The sequence below is a fragment of the Pseudomonas sp. V88_4 genome, from assembly GCF_029967985.1.
GTDB classification, from domain to species: Bacteria; Pseudomonadota; Gammaproteobacteria; order Pseudomonadales; family Pseudomonadaceae; genus Aquipseudomonas; species Aquipseudomonas glycinae.
The window spans coordinates 79,129-94,129 of sequence record NZ_JASCAF010000001.1 but is presented as its reverse complement, the minus strand read 5'-3'; the positions used below and the strand labels follow the sequence as shown (position 1 = coordinate 94,129).

The following is a 15,001-nucleotide window of genomic DNA, read 5'->3' as shown; positions in this document are numbered from 1 at the left end:
TCCGGCAACAATTCACGTCTTACCGGGCGTGCCTCATCCCTGTCCTGAGTACCTGTGATGCTGCAAAAATCCCTGAGAGCGCAAATTCTCGCCCTGCTGAGCGGCAGCCTGCTGGCGATGCTGTTGATCGCGCTGGCCTGCTTTCATTTCCTGTCCAACGGCGTGCAGAACTACAGCCAATTGATTGCAGGTCCGTTGCACACCTCGCAACTGATCGACGAAGCCAACCTGCAATTCAAGGTGCAGGTCCAGGAGTGGAAAAACGTCCTGCTGCGCGGCAAGCAACCGGCGGATCTGGCCAAGTACTGGGGCCAGTTCGAAGACCGTCAGCGCGATGTGCAGGGCATCCTCGGTGAGCTGGCCAACCAGAAAGGCCTCGAGCCTGCGCTGAAAACCCGTATCGAACGCCTGCGCGAAGAACATCGTCTGCTCGGCGCCGCGTACCAGAAAGGCCGTGATGCCTACGTCGCCGCCGGTGCCGATCCGACTGCGGGCGATGCCGCCGTAAAAGGCGTGGATCGAGCCGCCAGCGACCAGATGAGCGAACTGGTGGTCGAGCTGCGAAAGCAGGGCACCGAGCAATCGGCGCAGATCAGCGCCAGTGCCGATCGCACCGTGTTACTGGGGATTCTGGTGATGCTCGCGTCCGGTCTGTTGATCGGTTTGCTCAGCTTGTGGCTGGTCAACCGCAACCTGGTCGAGCCGATCCGCAAACTCATCGACTACGTCACCCAGTTGAGCAAGGGCCGTCTGGTCGAGCGCGTTGCGAGTGACCGCCAGGACGAGCTGGGTAACCTGGCCGCAGCGGCCAACACCCTGCGCGACTTCCTCGCCGAAACCTTCAATCACCTGCAACGCAGCGCCAAGGATCTGGACAGCGCCAGCGGCGAGTTGAACGCCATCGCCACCGTGATGGCCGGCGGCACCAACGAGCAGTTCAGCCGCACCGATCAGGTAGCCACGGCGATGAACGAAATGTCCGCCACCGCCCAGGAAGTCGCCCGTCACGCGGCCGATGCAGCGCGTGCTGCCGACGATGCCGACCAGTCCGCCCAGCAGGGCGAGAAGGTCATGCAGAGCACCATCCACAGCATCACCCAGATGCGCGGTGAAATCGCCAACACCGCCACGGTCATCCGTCGTCTGGAAGCCGACAGCGGTCGCATCGGCAAGGTGCTGGAAGTGATTCGCGGGATCGCCGAGCAGACCAATCTGCTGGCGCTCAACGCCGCCATCGAAGCGGCCCGCGCGGGTGAAGCCGGGCGTGGTTTTGCGGTGGTCGCCGATGAGGTGCGCAACCTCGCGCAGCGTACGGCGGAGTCGATCATCGAGATCAACCAGATCATCCACAGCGTGCAGACCGGTGCGGTGGACGCGGCCCAGGCCATCGACAGCGGCCAGACCCGCAGCGATGAAAGCGTCGAGCAAGTGACCCAGGCCGGCGCCATGCTCGAGCGCATCACCCATGCGGTGGAAGCGATCCGTGACATGAATCGCCAGATCGCCACGGCGGCCGAAGAGCAGACCTCGGTGGCCGAAGACATCTCGCGCAACCTGACCGAGATCACCTCGATCGCCAGCACCAACCTCGACAACGTGCAGCGCACCGAAAGTGCCAGCCAGAACCTGCACGGCCTGTCCGGCCAACTGAACGACGTCACCGCTCGCCTGAGCGTCTGACCGGCCAGTGATTGTGTACCGGTTCGGATACCGAGTCGGTACACAGTCGATCTCAATTGGTGCAGACCGCCGCCGATGCCCGGCTATCCCATAACCGGCATTGGAGATTTCCCATGGTCAGCATCACGTCTGTTTCGATCAATCAGACCGTTACCACACCCACCAGCAAAACCTCGATTGCCGATACGGCCGACGACACCTCCACCGCAGCGGCGGCCAGCACCGGTGTGAAAGCCGACACCAGCAAAGTCGCAGCGGGCGGCGGTGCGGCGCCGGCGGGGGATAGCAGTTCCAGCAGCGATGAATCGGATACAGTGAAAGAACTGCGCAAGCAGATTGCCGAGTTGCAAAAGCAATTGCAGGAACAGCAACAGGCGTTGCAAGCGGCTCAGGCCAAGCAGGAAAGTCAGGATGCCAAGGCGGCGGATGTCGCGGCTGCGCAATCGCAGATTGCGACGACGTCGGCTTCGTTGCAGACGGCGACGGCGGCGTTGTTGGCGGCGTTGCAGGATTCGGATTCGAGTACGTCTGGTTCGCTGGTCAGTACCTCCGCATAAATTGCGGGCACAAAAAAAGCCGCACGATTTAACAATCATGCGGCTTTGTTTTATCAGCCAATCAAGTGTCTTGCTTGTTGCTCAGCACCTTGCCAGTCGTCGCATCGAAGTCCACATCGAACTCTTTGCCATCGGCGGTTTTCAGCTCGACTTCGTATTCGTAACCGTTGAAGTGGTTATCCAGGTCGGTATCGGTAATGGTCGCACCCGGATGCAGTTTCAGCGCTTGTTCGTTCATCGATTCCAGCGACTTGATCTTGCCGGACTTGACCAGTTCTGGGATCTGGTCAACGCGAACGTCAGCCTGGGCCAGGCCAGCGGTGAGGGTCAGGGCGGCAGCAGTAAACAGGGCAGTCAGGGTTTTCATCGGTTATTCCTTTGGGTGATTCGTTTAAGTGAGTTCAGGTTAATCGCCACAACTTAATTCACCCTTAAAACGTAGCGAGCAGGCCGGACTCCCCGAGGGAGCGAGCCTGCTCGCGATACTGACGCCCGGATTAACAGATCAGAAACCGTTGTTCTTCAACACCTGATCCACACTGGCGGCGGCCGGGCGTTTGTAGAACTTCAGCAGTTCGCTGGCGCGGTTGGTGAAGATGCCGTCGACGCCGGCGGCCATGACTTTTTCGAAGTCCACCGGCTCATCCACGGTGTAGACGTGCACCAGCAGGCCCTGATCGTGGGTGTATTTGTTCATCCATGGCTGCACCAGATCCGAATAGCTCTGATCGCCGCCGTGTGTCAGCTTCGCCGAAGGGCCGGTGCCGATCGCACCCTGAGCCTTGGCGTAGTCGATCCACTGCTTGAACTCGGCTTCGGATTTCGGCTCTTGCTTGCCGTAGAACGCGTTCTTGTCCTTCTCGCCGGAGTCGGCAAAGGTCACTTTGGATTTCGGCTCGATGCTGCCTTCGCCGACCCACAGCAACAGGATCTTCGGCACCTGCGGCATTTCCTTTTGCAGCATTTCCAGGCTGCTCTTCTCGAAGGTTTGCAGGATCACCTTGCCGTTGCTCTCGCCGACGCTGGCGACGTTCTTCGCCGGTTTGGCGTCCGCCGGAATCAACCAGCCGCGAGCCTGGAGTTTTTCCTTCAGGTCATGCTCGATCCCCGGGAACAGCTTCGGCTCCTTGGTTTCGATGTACAGGCCCGGCTTGTGCTGCGGGTTGGCCTGGGCGATATCGATGATCTCGTCCAGGGTCAGAATCTTCAGGCCGACGTAGGACGGGCGGGCGCGATCCGGGTACTTGGCGTTGTACCAGCTGCCGGCGTCGAGGGTTTTCAGTTCGGCCATGGTGAAGGCATTGGCCGGGCTGTCCTTGCGCTCCGGGAACTTGGTAGCGACGTCCGTGGTGCGTTGCAGGTTGTCGTCGTGCAGGGCGAACAGCACGCCGTCCTTGCTGCGCTGCAAGTCCATTTCCAGGTAATCGGCGCCCAGGTCGCGGGCCAGTTTGTAGGAGGCGGCGGTGGATTCCGGGGCATCGAAGGAGGCACCACGGTGGGCGATCACCGCCGGGCGCGGAATGCCCTCGGAGGCAGCGAGCGCAGCGGGGCTCGGCTGGCTGGCGGCGTGGGCCTGACCGAGGCCGAGCAGCAGGCTCAGCAGCAGTGCGCTTTTGGTGAACGTGGCGGGCATGTCGAGGTCCTTTCGCAGGTATTTTCGAAGATGTACCTTTTAGCAACTCAAACGAAAACGTGCTATCGCGAGACCGACATAAACGTACTGAAAGCGAAAAATTGCGCACTTTTGTGCGTTCGTTTGCAGTACGCTTGGCCACGGCAACCGCCCCGGCAGAGGGCTGGCCTCTATGCCCTGCGTGTAAACCTTCGATCACTTTTGTGAGGTTTACCATGCGCATCACATCGCAACTGATCTGCCAAGCCGCCGACGACCTCAAGGGCTTTGTCGGCCTCAACCGCAAGACCGGCCAGTACCTCGTGCGTTTCAGCGAAGACTCGTTCGGCATGGACGTGGCCGATGACGGCATCATTCCGTGCAGCGAATTTGTCTGGGCCCCGGCCACTGAACAGACCATGACCCTCAAGCGCGAACTGATCCAGTTGCTGCTGGACCAGAACATCGATGACCGGATCAACATCACCGAACCGTTGCGCGTTTACATGAATAAACGCGAAGTACCGGAGATTGAGGCGATGCGTAGTCTGGTGAAGGGCTGAGGTTCTGCTGTGACTGTTGCGGCCCCTTCGCGGGCAAGCCGCCTCCCACAGGTTATAGGTTGTCTGAAGATCACACTGTACCCGTGGGAGCGGGCTTGCCCCGGGCGGCGTTCCGACGAAAGGGCCAGTGAGTACACCTTGGTACTCACTGGCCGAACCGATACTCCCGCTCCACCCGACACACCCGCGTCTGAAACGCCGAGTACCATTCAGCCCGCCCGCGCGCCTGAATCACCCGGTGCTCCGGATGCTCGCGCCAGGCGAGAATCGCCGCCTCGCTTTCCCAGTACGAAACCGTTATCCCCACTCCGTCCGCGCCCCGGATCGAATCGATACCGAGAAACCCCGGTTGCTCTTTCACCAGTTGCATCATGCGCTCGGACGCTTCGGTGTAGCCGTTGTCGCCTTCGGTGCGGGTCGAAGTGAAGATCACGGCGAAACACTCAGTGTTCGGTTTCATCGAGATTGCTCCGAACAGGCTTCAACAAACGCCCGCACCAGTGGCGGCAATTGCCCCTTGAGCGCTGTGCGTTCCGGCTGGAACAGTGTGGCGACGAAGAACACATGGTTTTTCAGTTCAATGGCGCGCAAGTCGCCTGACGAATCGTGACCTACGGCGTGTAGTTCATGGGTCAGCAACGCCCGTTCGAACTGCGGATTCACACCGTAGCGGCAGCGATAGCCTTCACGAATCTCCGATGTTTCGTACGCCTTGGCGATCAACGAACCGGGCACCAGATGAATGCTGTCCACCGCTTCCACCAGAGAGCAGGTCAGCGGCGTGAGCACCGCGCGGCTGGCGTCTGGCGAGGTTTCGCCGTGCTCGGCATCGGCCCAGCCCAGCACGTGGCGGGAAAACTCCAGCACGGCATGTTGAAAACCGCCGCAGGTGCCGAGGAAAGGGCGCTGCTGTTCGCGGGCAAAGCGGATGGCCCGCAGGGCGCCGGCTTCACTCTTGTAAGGGCTGGCCGGAACGCACCAGAAACCGTCGAAACGGTCGAGCGGTGTATCGGGGTGAATCCCGTCCGTGGCCAACCATTCGAATTCGACCGGACGGCGAAGGCGTTCCGCCGTCATTCCAAGGGCGACCGGGATGGCCTGGTGGGCAGTGACTTGCCGGTCGTAGTCACCGATCAGGGCGATGCGCAAGGCTCTGGATTCCATGAGTGTTCGCTGTGCTTGTTGAGGGATGACGCTCACTATAGATTGGCGTTCACGCACTCAATATGGGCGTTTCCCCAAGTGATTAATGCAGCGACGCACTATCGGCTCGACTTCCCGGATCTGGCGCTGATTCTCGCCCTGGTGCGCGGCGGCTCTCTGGCTCGGGCCGCGCAGCTGTTGAAGGTCGATGTGTCGACGGTGTTTCGCGCGGTGCGCCGACTGGAAGCCGCGCTCGGCCAGCAACTGTTCGAAAAAAGCCGCGTCGGTTACCTGCCCACCAGCCTCGCGCAGACCTTGGCCGAGCAGGCCGAACGCGCTGAGCAGGCACTGGAGGCGGCGCGAATCGGCGTGGAGCAGGGCGGCGAAGTGGTCAGCGGCACGGTGCGCCTGACTTGTACCGACTCCGTGCTGCAAGGTCTGCTGCTGCCGGCGCTGGCGCGGTTCATGCCGAACTATCCGGCACTGACCATCGAACTGAGCACCTCCAATGATTTCGCCAACCTCAGCCGCCGCGATGCCGACATCGCCTTGCGCCTGACGCGCACACCACCGGAGCATCTGGTCGGACGGGAGCTGGCGAAGATTTCCTACCGGGTCTGCGCCAGTCAGCGTTATCTACAAAATGTTGAATCGGCCGATCTGGCGGCGCTGACCTGGATTGCCCCGGACGACTTTCTGCCCGATCACCCGACCGTCGTCTGGCGCCGCCAGCACTTGCCTGGCGTGACGCCGGGCTATCGCTGCAACAGCATGCTGTCGGTGACGGAGCTGGTGCGCGCCGGGCTTGGCGTGGCGGCGTTGCCGGACTTTCTGATAAACGAAGGGCTGCAAGCCCTGAGCGAACCCTTGCACGGTTACGACACCGCGCTGTGGCTGCTGACCCGCCCGGACTGCCGCGCGTTGCGCTCGGTGGTCACGCTGTTCGATGAACTGGGGCGGGCGCTGAGGTTTTCGTGATCAGCCCTGCTGGGTCTGGCGCATGTGATCGTGCAGTTCGCGGGTCAGGCCTTCGATGCGCTCGGTCAGGTTCTTGGTCATCTCCGTGAGTCGGGTGTTCTGCTCCAGCAGCTCAAGCAGTTGCGCGGTGTTCTTCGCCGCTTGCGCCTGGCGTTCGCTGTTGGCCACGGCCAGGGCTTCGCGATGTTGCGCGTCAGCGTCCGATTGCGCTTTGTCGCGTGCAGCCTGACGAGTCTGTGCCAACAGAATCAGCGGCGCGGCGTAGGCGGACTGGAGGCTGAAAGCCAGGTTCAAGAGGATGAACGGATAAACGTCGAAATGGGTCACGCCAAAGATATTGAGACTGATCCACAGCACCACGATCAGCGTCTGCGCGCCGAGAAAGGTCGGCGTGCCGAAAAAACGCGCAAACGCCTCGGCCCGCAAGGCGAACTTGTCGTTACCGAAGGTTGTGTTGAGGTGGGCGTGGGGGCGATGAAAGCGCAGGTGATCGACGAGGGCGGTGGATGATTCGGTTTTTTCGGTGGTCATGACGGACTCGGCAGGGCTTGGGACGTTGAGTCACTATAGCCCTGCGTCGCCCGTGTTGGCCTTATCCCGGCGCACGCTCGTTGGCAAACATGCTCACCGCTTCCACCGCCTCGCTGGCGCCGTCCCGAATCTGCAGAATCACCGTACCGGCCTGATCCGCCAGCTCCACACCTTGCGCCGCGCGCCCTCGGGTGCCGTCCATGCTCTTGATCGCCTGACGGGTTTCGGTCTGGATCAGGCTGATCATGTTGGAAATTTCCGCTGTGGAGCCGCTGGTACGCGCCGCCAACTGCCGCACTTCATCGGCCACCACGGCAAAACCGCGACCCTGCTCGCCGGCACGGGCAGCTTCGATGGCGGCGTTCAGGGCCAGCAGATTGGTCTGATCGGCAATCGCGCGGATGGTGTTGACGATGGCAGTGATCTGCTCGGAGCGTTCGCCGAGCTGCGCGATGAGGGTTGAGGATTCGGCAATGTCGTCGGCAATCTCGCGCATTTCACTGGCGGCTTGCTGAATCACTTGCGTACCTTGCTCGGCGACTTTTCGGGTGGCCACCGAGATGTGATAGGCGGCGCTGGCACTGCGCGCATCCTGCTCGTGCTGTTCGACCCGGGCGGTCACGTCCGACGCGAACTTCACCACTTTGCACAAGCGGCCGGCGGCGTCGTAGACCGGGTTGTAATTGGCTTCAAGCCACACGGTCTGCCCGCGTTTGTCGACGCGTTCGAACTGGCCCTGGAACAATTCGCCCTGATTCAACCGGCGCCAGAAATCCTGGTAGGCGCTGCTGTTGACCAGTTGCGCGGGGCAGAACAAGCGGTGATGTTTGCCTTTGAGTTCGGCAAGGGTGTAACCCATGCGCGTCAGGAAATTCTGATTGGCGGTGAGAATATTGCCGTCGAGATCGAATTCGATCACCGCCATGGCGCGGTCGATCGCCTGCAATTTCGCATTGGCTTCGCTTTCCTGCTGCACTTTGGCGGTGACATCCATCGCGTACTTGACCACTTTCACTACGCGGCCCGAGTCATCCTTGATCGGGTTATAGCTGGCTTCGAGCCAGATCGGTCGGCCCTGACTGTCGATGCGTTCAAAGGTGCCGGACTGGAACTGGCCGCTTTTCAATCGCGACCATAATTCGGTGTACTGATTGCCACGGGCAAACTCGGGAGAACAGAAATGGCGATGGGGCTGCCCGACCACCTGTTCGCGGGTGTAACCCATGGTTTTCAGGAAGTTGTCGTTGGCGCGCAGAACGACACCGTCGACATCGAATTCGATCACTGCCATGGAGCGGTTGATCGCTTCCAACAGGCCGGCTTGTTGGTTGATGGTGTTTTGAAGATCGACGAGGGCGGTCTTGTGACGATTGAAAATCATGCTCGTGGCACTCTGGAAATAGGGCTGAAGGTGGGGTCCCTGTTTCCGCGTCAGCCAGCCGGATATCTCGATGGCTGGAAGCAGTGTGCCAGCATCCTGGCTGGCGGATTAACTTATACAAAACTTTATAAACTTGTACAAGAAATCGATTTTTCTCAATTTTGTACAAGTTTTTTCAGGCGGGTGATCGGCTCAACGCTACGCTGATTGTGTTACGTCCCGTGTGCTTGGCCGTGTACAGCGCCTTGTCGGAATCTTCGAACCACTCAAGGGCATCGACGTAAGAGGTTTGATAGCGAGCAAGCCCGATACTCAGGCTGACCCGCAGCTCGAAAACGTCGGGATGGCGGTATCGATCCAGTGCCTGACGCAGTTGCTCCATCAGCGCTTCAGCCTTGCTCAGGGGCAGGTTGGGCAGGATCACGCAGAATTCATCGCCACCGTAACGCCCGGCCAGCTTGCTTTCGTCGAGTACGAATTTCAGCTCATGGCTTAACTGCCGCAGCACCGCGTCGCCGACGATGTGCCCGTAACTGTCGTTGATCGACTTGAAATGATCGATGTCGATCAGCGCCAGGATGGCTTGGGAATTGTGCTGGCGGCACTGCTGGAACTTGAGGTGCAGCAGGTCTTTCCAGGCGCCGTGGTTGAGCAGGCCGGTCAGGCTGTCGGTACGGCTCAGGGCGCTCAGGGAGCGTTTGTGTTCGGCGAGTTTGATCGCCAACCGGTAGCAAACCATTCCCAAAGCCAGCGGATAAAGGGTCAGCATTGGCAGGCAGGCCCAGACCTGAGTCTGTGTGGCCGTCAGGGTGAAATGGACGCCGAACACTGACCAGCCCAGCAGCACGCCGATCACCTGGGCGAGGGCGCCCAGCCAGAACAGGCGCACGCCACCGGCGGCCACGTTGTTCATGGTCATCATCGACAGAATGGTCACGGTGGTCAGCGGATTGAACTGGAAACAGGCGGTCCAGAAACCGCCGAATACCGAGTCATAGAGCAGGTTGCGACGTTCGGCGCGATAGGGAAAGGCCGAGCGGGTCGACCATTGATAGGCCACATGCGGCCAGAGAAAGCCGTTAAACAGCAACACGGCCCAGAGCCAGGATGGCATGTTCAACGGATACAGCGCGGCACCCACACTGAAGAAGCCGATGCCTAATCCGATGGCCCGCGGCAAGTAAATGCGCCTGGCGAATGACAAACCTTTGCCGCGTTGGTTTTCCATGATGTTCTACGCCAGATTCATTCTGAAACACTTTGCAGTGTAATTCTTCAGACAGACCGTTCATCGGCCAATGACAGGCATTGTCATTTATTCCAGCGGGAAAATTCAGTGTCCTTGTGAGCCATTTACCATGGCGCAGGCCTGAGCTAGAGCTGATAGCAGGTCAGGAACATGTCGAGTGCAGAGTCGACCACAGCATTTTGCGTAGTGCTGTCGAGCGAGGGTTGGCCCAGGGAGATCTGTGGCCAGAAGGCAAAGGTTTTCAGCAGCCCCTGCACTTGATGGGCGGCAAACGCCGGATCGACCGGTTTCAATCGACCATCCGCCTGGGCGGCGCGAATCCACACAGTCACGCTTTCCTCACGTTCGCCCATGCGCGCCACCATGTTCTGCGCGCGCTCCGGCGAGTGGATCGCCGCTGCGATAGCGACACGGGCCAGATTCATGAAATTGTCGTCCGCCATCATCTGCAGTTTGGCCAGCAGCATGGTTCGCAATTGATCGCGCAATGGCTGATCGGGCTGATACGAGACGGTTTGCTCGGTGCTGATCCGTGCCCACAATTGGTTGAGAATTTCGGCGAACAGCTCTTCCTTGCTCGGAAAATGGTTGTACACCGTACGCTTTGACACCCCGGCCGTGGCCGCGATCTTGTCCATGCTGGTGACCTCGAAACCGTTGGTACGAAATTCGGTGATCGCAGCCTGGATGATGGCTTCGCGTTTACGGTCAGTGAGGCGCTGAGGAGCTGTCATAAATTCGATTCGGCAGAAAAAGGGTGAAGTTACACTCGGCAGTTTACTTGTCATCGGGTTTGATGCAACCTAGAAAGTACACCGGTCAGTGTAATGTTGCGTTAATCGGTGCAATCTAAAACCCGATGTCCGGCTGATGCGTGCGTGCCTTGGCCATTTATCGTCCCAACGTGGAAAGCCGTGCATTGCGCGGTGTTTCCGGAGTCATTCAGTCATGGCCAAATCAAATTCCCCCGCGGTTAGTCCAGCACCTGAAGCTTCGCGCCAGGCCGAAGGGACTTTCCGCAACCACGCGCCGGTGCAGCGCGAAGGTTTGCGCAAGATGCTGCGCATCATGTGGAACATGATCTTCCACAAGCCGCGCAACACCCGTCCTGCGTCGGCCATCCCGGTGCAGCCACTGACCCGCGCTGACCTGATCGCGGCCCCCAACCACAGTGTTTATCGCCTCGGCCATTCGACCTTGCTGCTCAAGCTGCAAGACAAATTCTGGATCACCGATCCGGTGTTCGCCGAGCGTGCCTCGCCGGTGCAATGGGCCGGGCCGAAACGCTTTCACCAACCGCCGATCAGCATTGATGAGTTGCCGCCGATCGAAGCGGTGATCCTGTCGCACAACCACTACGACCACCTCGACTATGAAGCGGTGCTGAAACTGGCGGACAAGGTCAATGTGTTCCTGACCCCGCTGGGCGTCGGTGACACCCTGATCAAATGGGGCATCGATGGCAGCAAGATCCGCCAGTTCGACTGGTGGCAGGGCACCGAAGTCGCCGGCATCCGCTTCATCGCCACCCCGTCGCAGCACTTTTCCGGGCGGGGTCTGTTCGATAGCAACCAGACGCTGTGGGCATCCTGGGTCATCATCGACGGTGACAAACGGATCTTCTTCAGCGGCGACAGCGGCTACTTCGACGGTTTTAAACGCATTGGTGAAGAGTACGGACCGTTCGACCTGACGCTGATGGAAACCGGCGCCTACAACGTCGAGTGGCCTCACGTGCACATGCAACCGGAAGAAACATTGCAGGCTCACCTCGACCTCAAGGGCCGCTGGCTGTTCCCGATCCACAACGGCACGTTCGATCTGGCGATGCACGCCTGGCATGAGCCGTTCGACCGCATTCTTGCGCTGGCATGGGAACGCAGCGTGTCGATCACCACGCCGAGAATGGGCGAGGCGTTTAACCTGATGCAACCGCAGCGTGGGGACGCGTGGTGGTTGGAAATGGAACAAGAGATGTCAGAAAAAGGGAGCATTGCTTGTAGCGGCTACAAGGCAGGGTGAGTTTTCCTACCTGTACTGGTTCTTGTTGCTGACAGCCGATTCCTGCGGCTTCGGTAGGCTGGGTCGCGAGTGAAATGACTCACTCGTGATTGGCTTAAACAAGGATTAGAAAATGAAATTCCGCTTTAACGGCAGACAGAATGCGCTCGCGCAGGCCTTCCTGCTTTCGCTCACCAGCAGCGGCGCCTTCGCGGCGCCCTCCAGCGCCCCCCTTGAGTACGCAAGCGCCAGCGAGCTGAGTGCAATGATGGTCAGCAACGAACTGACTTCAGTCGCGCTGGTTCAGCACCTCATCACACGCATTGCGGATCTGGACAAGCAAGGTCCGACCGTCAATGCCATTATCGAAATGAATTCCCAGGCTCTCGACATCGCAGCCGCGATGGACGAAGAACGTGCGCAAGGCAAGATCCGTGGGCCGCTGCACGGTATTCCCGTGCTGCTGAAAGACAACTTCAATACCGCCGACACCATGCAAACCAGTGCAGGCTCACTGGCCATGGTCGGGCAACCGGCGGCTCAAGATGCGTTCACGGTTAAACAACTGCGCGATGCCGGCGCCATCCTGCTGGGCAAGGCCAACATGAGCGAGTGGTCGGGGATGCGGGACTTGTCGCTGCCCTTGGGATGGAGCGGACGTGGTGGCCAGGGGAAAAATCCTCATGTCCTCAGCGAAAGTACCTGTGGTTCCAGTTCAGGTTCGGCGGCAGCGGTTGCCGCAGGGCTCGCTCCACTGGCCCTGGGCACTGAAACCAACGGCTCGATCAGTTGCCCGGCGTCGGCCAATGGTGTGGTTGGCGTCAAACCGACGCTCGGATTGTTCAGCCGCTCCGGCATCGTGCCTATCACCCGCTTGCAAGACACGCCGGGCACAATGACCCGAACCGTGCGGGATGCCGCGCTGTTGTTCAACGTCATGCAAGGCGTTGATGCCTCTGACAACGCCACTGCTGACGCGCCCACTGGCGTCGACTACACCGCATTGCTCTCCAGTGAAGCGCTGCAAGGCAAACGGATCGGTTATCCGATTGCATACACCGGATCCCACGCTACGGTACTGAACCCGAGTCTGGAGATGCTTGCTGCAATGGCCACGCTGGAAGAGCAAGGCGCTACGCTGGTCCCGCTGACTGTGCGTCTGCCGGACATCGATGACTACATTAACGGTCTGATGGGCGCGATGAAGCATGAGCTGCCCGAATATCTGGCCAGCCGCCAAGGCTTGCCGATTGACTCCTTGCAGGCACTGATAGATTTCAATCAAGCCAACCCCGTTGACGATTCATTCGGCCAGCAGACGCTTGAGGCCATCAACGCATCGGCGCTTTCCCGCCAAGAGTCGAGCACACTGCTTACTACTATCAGTCAGAACTTCAAAGACGCTATCGATGAGCAGGTGCGTGAGCACAATCTGGATGCACTGTTCGCCGAAGCGGACGGCTTTTCCCAGTTCTCCGCCGCCACCGCAGGCTACCCGGCAATCACCTTGCCCTCGGGCATGAACGATGACGCCACGCCGACCTCCGTGACCTTCTACGGCCAGCAGTGGAGCGAGCCACAGTTGTTTGCCATGGCTTACAGCTACGAACAGGCTTCGATGGAATTGCGTCATCCGGGGTTCAAGGAGTAAACACCTTGTTGGCGTGCGTTGTCTTCGATTATTTGAAGCACTGCCGTATCAAGCGAACACCACCTCAATTCGGCCCTCTTTGCGAGAGCGGGGGGCCGGTTTGACCACAATCTGCACATCTCGGCCGAGGTGGGAAAGGCATTCCATCATCTTGGCCTCACTGATGCCGCGGAATTTTCCTCTCAGCATTTCGGATAACTTGGGTTGTGATAACCCCAAGATTTCAGAAGCTTGAGATTGAGTGAGATGACGCGCTTTGATGATTTCACCGATCTTTGAGGAAAGCTGTGATTTGATCCTCATCTCATTGGCGTTTGGTATCTCTAGATCCTCGTAGATGTTCCCTCTGCTTTCTTCGATTCCAATCAATTTCGAGTTCCTTCCGCGTGTGGGCCGACCTCAACGGGTCTTTTCAATCAGCCATTGCATAAGTTTCGCGATCAACCGACGTGGGTATCGCACCTCCGACATTCCCCCCACGCCCCGGCGCAAACCCCGGGAAGAACACCAACCCCTGCGCCTCAAACCGATAGGTCAACGCCAGCCGCACCGAATCCGCCACGTCCTGCTGCGCTTCGAATCGCTGAATGTCGTCTACTGAAACCTTGGCCTCTCGCGACAACTGTTCAACGCTCCAGCCCAACATCCCTCTGGCCTGGACGCAATGGGTCGGGGTGAACTGGAAAAGGGCGATACGTTCGAGGATGAGGTTCATCGCTGAAGAGGCCATGGTGTGCTCCGGGCTCGAGAGTGCTGATGGAAAATTTACTGTGTTTTTGTACAGTTGTTTTCGGCCGGGATCAAACGCATTTTTTGATTTGCCCTAGTTCGCCGCCTCCAACCAGACGGACGGTGCCTGACCGAGGATTCGACGGAACATCGTCGAGAACGCCGCCGGGCTGTCATAGCCGAAATCCAGGGCAATCCGCGTCACTGATTCACCCGCCGCCAGCCGTGCCAGCGCCAGTACCACGCAGGCGCGCTGGCGCCATTGACTGAAACTCAGGCCGGTCTGTAGACGAAACAATCTGTTGAAGGTGCGCAAGCTTACGTGCAGGTGATCGGCCCATTGCTGGGGGGATTGATGGGCATTCGGTTGATGCAGAAAGGTCTGACACAGTTCGAGCAGTCGTCCGTCAGACGGCAGCGGGATATGCAACGGTAACGGTGCACTGCGCACCAATTCATGCAGCAACAGATCGATCAGCACGCCATCGCGCCCGGTCAGGTCATAAGTCAGCGGCAACTCCACGGCTTCCATCAGCAAATGCCGCATCAACGGCGACACACTGATCACCTGACAACGCTCACCCAGATCCACCGCCCCCGGCTCGATGTACAAACTGCGGGTACTGACCCCGAGCATCAAAACCTCATGCGCCACTCCCGGCGGAATCCACACCGCCCGCTGCGGCGGCACTACCCAGTTGCCATCATGCGTGCTGACCTGCATCACCCCGGTCGCGCCGTACAACAATTGCGCCCGCCGATGTGTATGACGTGGCAACAGATGGCCGTGGGAATAATCCGTGCCGATCGCCACCACCGGGCGCGGCGTGTCATCCAGCAGATTGATCGAAACATTGCGCATCGAGCGGCACCCAGCTGTTGGCGTAAACGCCAACATTATTGGCTGACTTGCTGAAGCAGGCCAA

General features: G+C 59.5%; 17 protein-coding genes. 6 read left to right on the top strand and 11 right to left on the bottom strand.

The genetic code is table 11. From position 1 onward, the window contains the following. The first annotated feature begins 54 nt into the window (after positions 1-54). Entirely contained in the window at positions 55-1,680 is a 1,626-nt protein-coding gene (locus QLG12_RS00435) for a methyl-accepting chemotaxis protein (protein WP_197871213.1), read from the top strand. A 113-nt stretch (positions 1,681-1,793) separates the two neighbouring features. Further along, the gene (locus QLG12_RS00430; protein WP_236194854.1) at positions 1,794-2,237 is read left to right on the top strand and encodes a hypothetical protein; all 444 of its coding nucleotides are present in this window, start codon (positions 1,794-1,796) and stop codon (positions 2,235-2,237) included. Between the two features lie 61 nt (positions 2,238-2,298). On the opposite strand, the gene QLG12_RS00425 is transcribed toward QLG12_RS00430, so the two are convergent. Both QLG12_RS00425 and QLG12_RS00420 read right to left on the bottom strand, forming a co-directional pair. After that, on the bottom strand, positions 2,299-2,604 hold the full coding sequence (locus QLG12_RS00425; RefSeq protein ID WP_197871217.1) for a PepSY domain-containing protein: 306 nt from the start codon (positions 2,602-2,604) through the stop codon (positions 2,299-2,301). Between the two features lie 138 nt (positions 2,605-2,742). Continuing rightward, on the bottom strand, positions 2,743-3,870 hold the full coding sequence (locus tag QLG12_RS00420; protein WP_236194853.1) for a glycerophosphodiester phosphodiesterase: 1,128 nt from the start codon (positions 3,868-3,870) through the stop codon (positions 2,743-2,745). Between the two features lie 215 nt (positions 3,871-4,085). On the opposite strand from QLG12_RS00420, the gene QLG12_RS00415 reads away from it, so the two are divergent. Continuing rightward, positions 4,086-4,412 (top strand): DUF2025 family protein, encoded by a 327-nt coding sequence (locus tag QLG12_RS00415; RefSeq protein ID WP_197871221.1) that lies wholly within the window; start codon positions 4,086-4,088, stop codon positions 4,410-4,412. 145 nt (positions 4,413-4,557) lie between these two features. Here QLG12_RS00415 and QLG12_RS00410 read toward each other — a convergent pair whose 3' ends face one another. Continuing rightward, entirely contained in the window at positions 4,558-4,872 is a 315-nt protein-coding gene (locus QLG12_RS00410; RefSeq protein ID WP_282473697.1) for an antibiotic biosynthesis monooxygenase, read from the bottom strand. After that, complete coding sequence (locus QLG12_RS00405; RefSeq protein WP_282473696.1) at positions 4,869-5,576, bottom strand: CTP synthase; 708 nt, start codon at positions 5,574-5,576, stop codon at positions 4,869-4,871. The genes QLG12_RS00410 and QLG12_RS00405 overlap by 4 nt, the downstream gene beginning before the upstream one ends. A 15-nt stretch (positions 5,577-5,591) precedes the next feature. Here QLG12_RS00405 and QLG12_RS00400 point away from each other — a divergent pair, with 15 nt between their 5' ends. After that, positions 5,592-6,533, top strand: a complete 942-nt coding sequence (locus tag QLG12_RS00400) for a LysR family transcriptional regulator (protein ID WP_282473695.1) — start codon at positions 5,592-5,594, stop codon at positions 6,531-6,533. On the opposite strand, the gene QLG12_RS00395 is transcribed toward QLG12_RS00400, so the two are convergent. From QLG12_RS00395 to QLG12_RS00380, 4 genes are all read right to left on the bottom strand, one after another. Further along, positions 6,534-7,064, bottom strand: a complete 531-nt coding sequence (locus tag QLG12_RS00395) for a DUF1003 domain-containing protein (protein WP_197871229.1) — start codon at positions 7,062-7,064, stop codon at positions 6,534-6,536. Between the two features lie 61 nt (positions 7,065-7,125). Further along, complete coding sequence (locus QLG12_RS00390) at positions 7,126-8,445, bottom strand: PAS domain-containing methyl-accepting chemotaxis protein (RefSeq protein ID WP_064383655.1); 1,320 nt, start codon at positions 8,443-8,445, stop codon at positions 7,126-7,128. Between the two features lie 175 nt (positions 8,446-8,620). After that, entirely contained in the window at positions 8,621-9,673 is a 1,053-nt protein-coding gene (locus tag QLG12_RS00385) for a diguanylate cyclase (RefSeq protein ID WP_282473694.1), read from the bottom strand. Between the two features lie 146 nt (positions 9,674-9,819). Continuing rightward, positions 9,820-10,428 carry a TetR/AcrR family transcriptional regulator gene (locus tag QLG12_RS00380; RefSeq protein ID WP_064383649.1) on the bottom strand — a complete coding sequence of 203 codons (609 nt, stop codon included), beginning with the start codon at positions 10,426-10,428 and terminating at the stop codon, positions 9,820-9,822. A 214-nt stretch (positions 10,429-10,642) separates the two neighbouring features. Between QLG12_RS00380 and QLG12_RS00375 the strand changes: the two genes are divergently transcribed. Both QLG12_RS00375 and QLG12_RS00370 read left to right on the top strand, forming a co-directional pair. Further along, positions 10,643-11,716 (top strand): MBL fold metallo-hydrolase, encoded by a 1,074-nt coding sequence (locus QLG12_RS00375; RefSeq protein WP_197871235.1) that lies wholly within the window; start codon positions 10,643-10,645, stop codon positions 11,714-11,716. A 112-nt stretch (positions 11,717-11,828) separates the two neighbouring features. Further along, complete coding sequence (locus QLG12_RS00370) at positions 11,829-13,346, top strand: amidase family protein (protein WP_282473693.1); 1,518 nt, start codon at positions 11,829-11,831, stop codon at positions 13,344-13,346. A 48-nt stretch (positions 13,347-13,394) separates the two neighbouring features. On the opposite strand, the gene QLG12_RS00365 is transcribed toward QLG12_RS00370, so the two are convergent. From QLG12_RS00365 to QLG12_RS00355, 3 genes are all read right to left on the bottom strand, one after another. Then, entirely contained in the window at positions 13,395-13,715 is a 321-nt protein-coding gene (locus QLG12_RS00365) for a helix-turn-helix transcriptional regulator (RefSeq protein ID WP_011335550.1), read from the bottom strand. 43 nt (positions 13,716-13,758) lie between these two features. Continuing rightward, positions 13,759-14,076, bottom strand: a complete 318-nt coding sequence (locus QLG12_RS00360; protein WP_282473692.1) for an XRE family transcriptional regulator — start codon at positions 14,074-14,076, stop codon at positions 13,759-13,761. 93 nt (positions 14,077-14,169) lie between these two features. Continuing rightward, complete coding sequence (locus QLG12_RS00355) at positions 14,170-14,937, bottom strand: helix-turn-helix transcriptional regulator (protein WP_282473691.1); 768 nt, start codon at positions 14,935-14,937, stop codon at positions 14,170-14,172. Between the last annotated feature and the right edge of the window lie 64 nt (positions 14,938-15,001).

Excerpts from the sequence above, each read along its gene's own strand:
- QLG12_RS00360 (WP_282473692.1), bottom strand. The coding sequence starts at position 14,076 with ATGGCCTCTTCAGCGATGAACCTCATCCTCGAACGTATCGCCCTTTTC.
- QLG12_RS00425 (WP_197871217.1), bottom strand. The coding sequence starts at position 2,604 with ATGAAAACCCTGACTGCCCTGTTTACTGCTGCCGCCCTGACCCTCACC.
- QLG12_RS00390 (WP_064383655.1), bottom strand. The coding sequence starts at position 8,445 with ATGATTTTCAATCGTCACAAGACCGCCCTCGTCGATCTTCAAAACACC.
- QLG12_RS00370 (WP_282473693.1), top strand. The coding sequence starts at position 11,829 with ATGAAATTCCGCTTTAACGGCAGACAGAATGCGCTCGCGCAGGCCTTC.
- QLG12_RS00385 (WP_282473694.1), bottom strand. The coding sequence starts at position 9,673 with ATGGAAAACCAACGCGGCAAAGGTTTGTCATTCGCCAGGCGCATTTAC.
- QLG12_RS00375 (WP_197871235.1), top strand. The coding sequence starts at position 10,643 with ATGGCCAAATCAAATTCCCCCGCGGTTAGTCCAGCACCTGAAGCTTCG.
- QLG12_RS00430 (WP_236194854.1), top strand. The coding sequence starts at position 1,794 with ATGGTCAGCATCACGTCTGTTTCGATCAATCAGACCGTTACCACACCC.
- QLG12_RS00410 (WP_282473697.1), bottom strand. The coding sequence starts at position 4,872 with ATGAAACCGAACACTGAGTGTTTCGCCGTGATCTTCACTTCGACCCGC.
- QLG12_RS00405 (WP_282473696.1), bottom strand. The coding sequence starts at position 5,576 with ATGGAATCCAGAGCCTTGCGCATCGCCCTGATCGGTGACTACGACCGG.
- QLG12_RS00355 (WP_282473691.1), bottom strand. The coding sequence starts at position 14,937 with ATGCGCAATGTTTCGATCAATCTGCTGGATGACACGCCGCGCCCGGTG.
- QLG12_RS00380 (WP_064383649.1), bottom strand. The coding sequence starts at position 10,428 with ATGACAGCTCCTCAGCGCCTCACTGACCGTAAACGCGAAGCCATCATC.
- QLG12_RS00395 (WP_197871229.1), bottom strand. The coding sequence starts at position 7,064 with ATGACCACCGAAAAAACCGAATCATCCACCGCCCTCGTCGATCACCTG.
- QLG12_RS00415 (WP_197871221.1), top strand. The coding sequence starts at position 4,086 with ATGCGCATCACATCGCAACTGATCTGCCAAGCCGCCGACGACCTCAAG.
- QLG12_RS00420 (WP_236194853.1), bottom strand. The coding sequence starts at position 3,870 with ATGCCCGCCACGTTCACCAAAAGCGCACTGCTGCTGAGCCTGCTGCTC.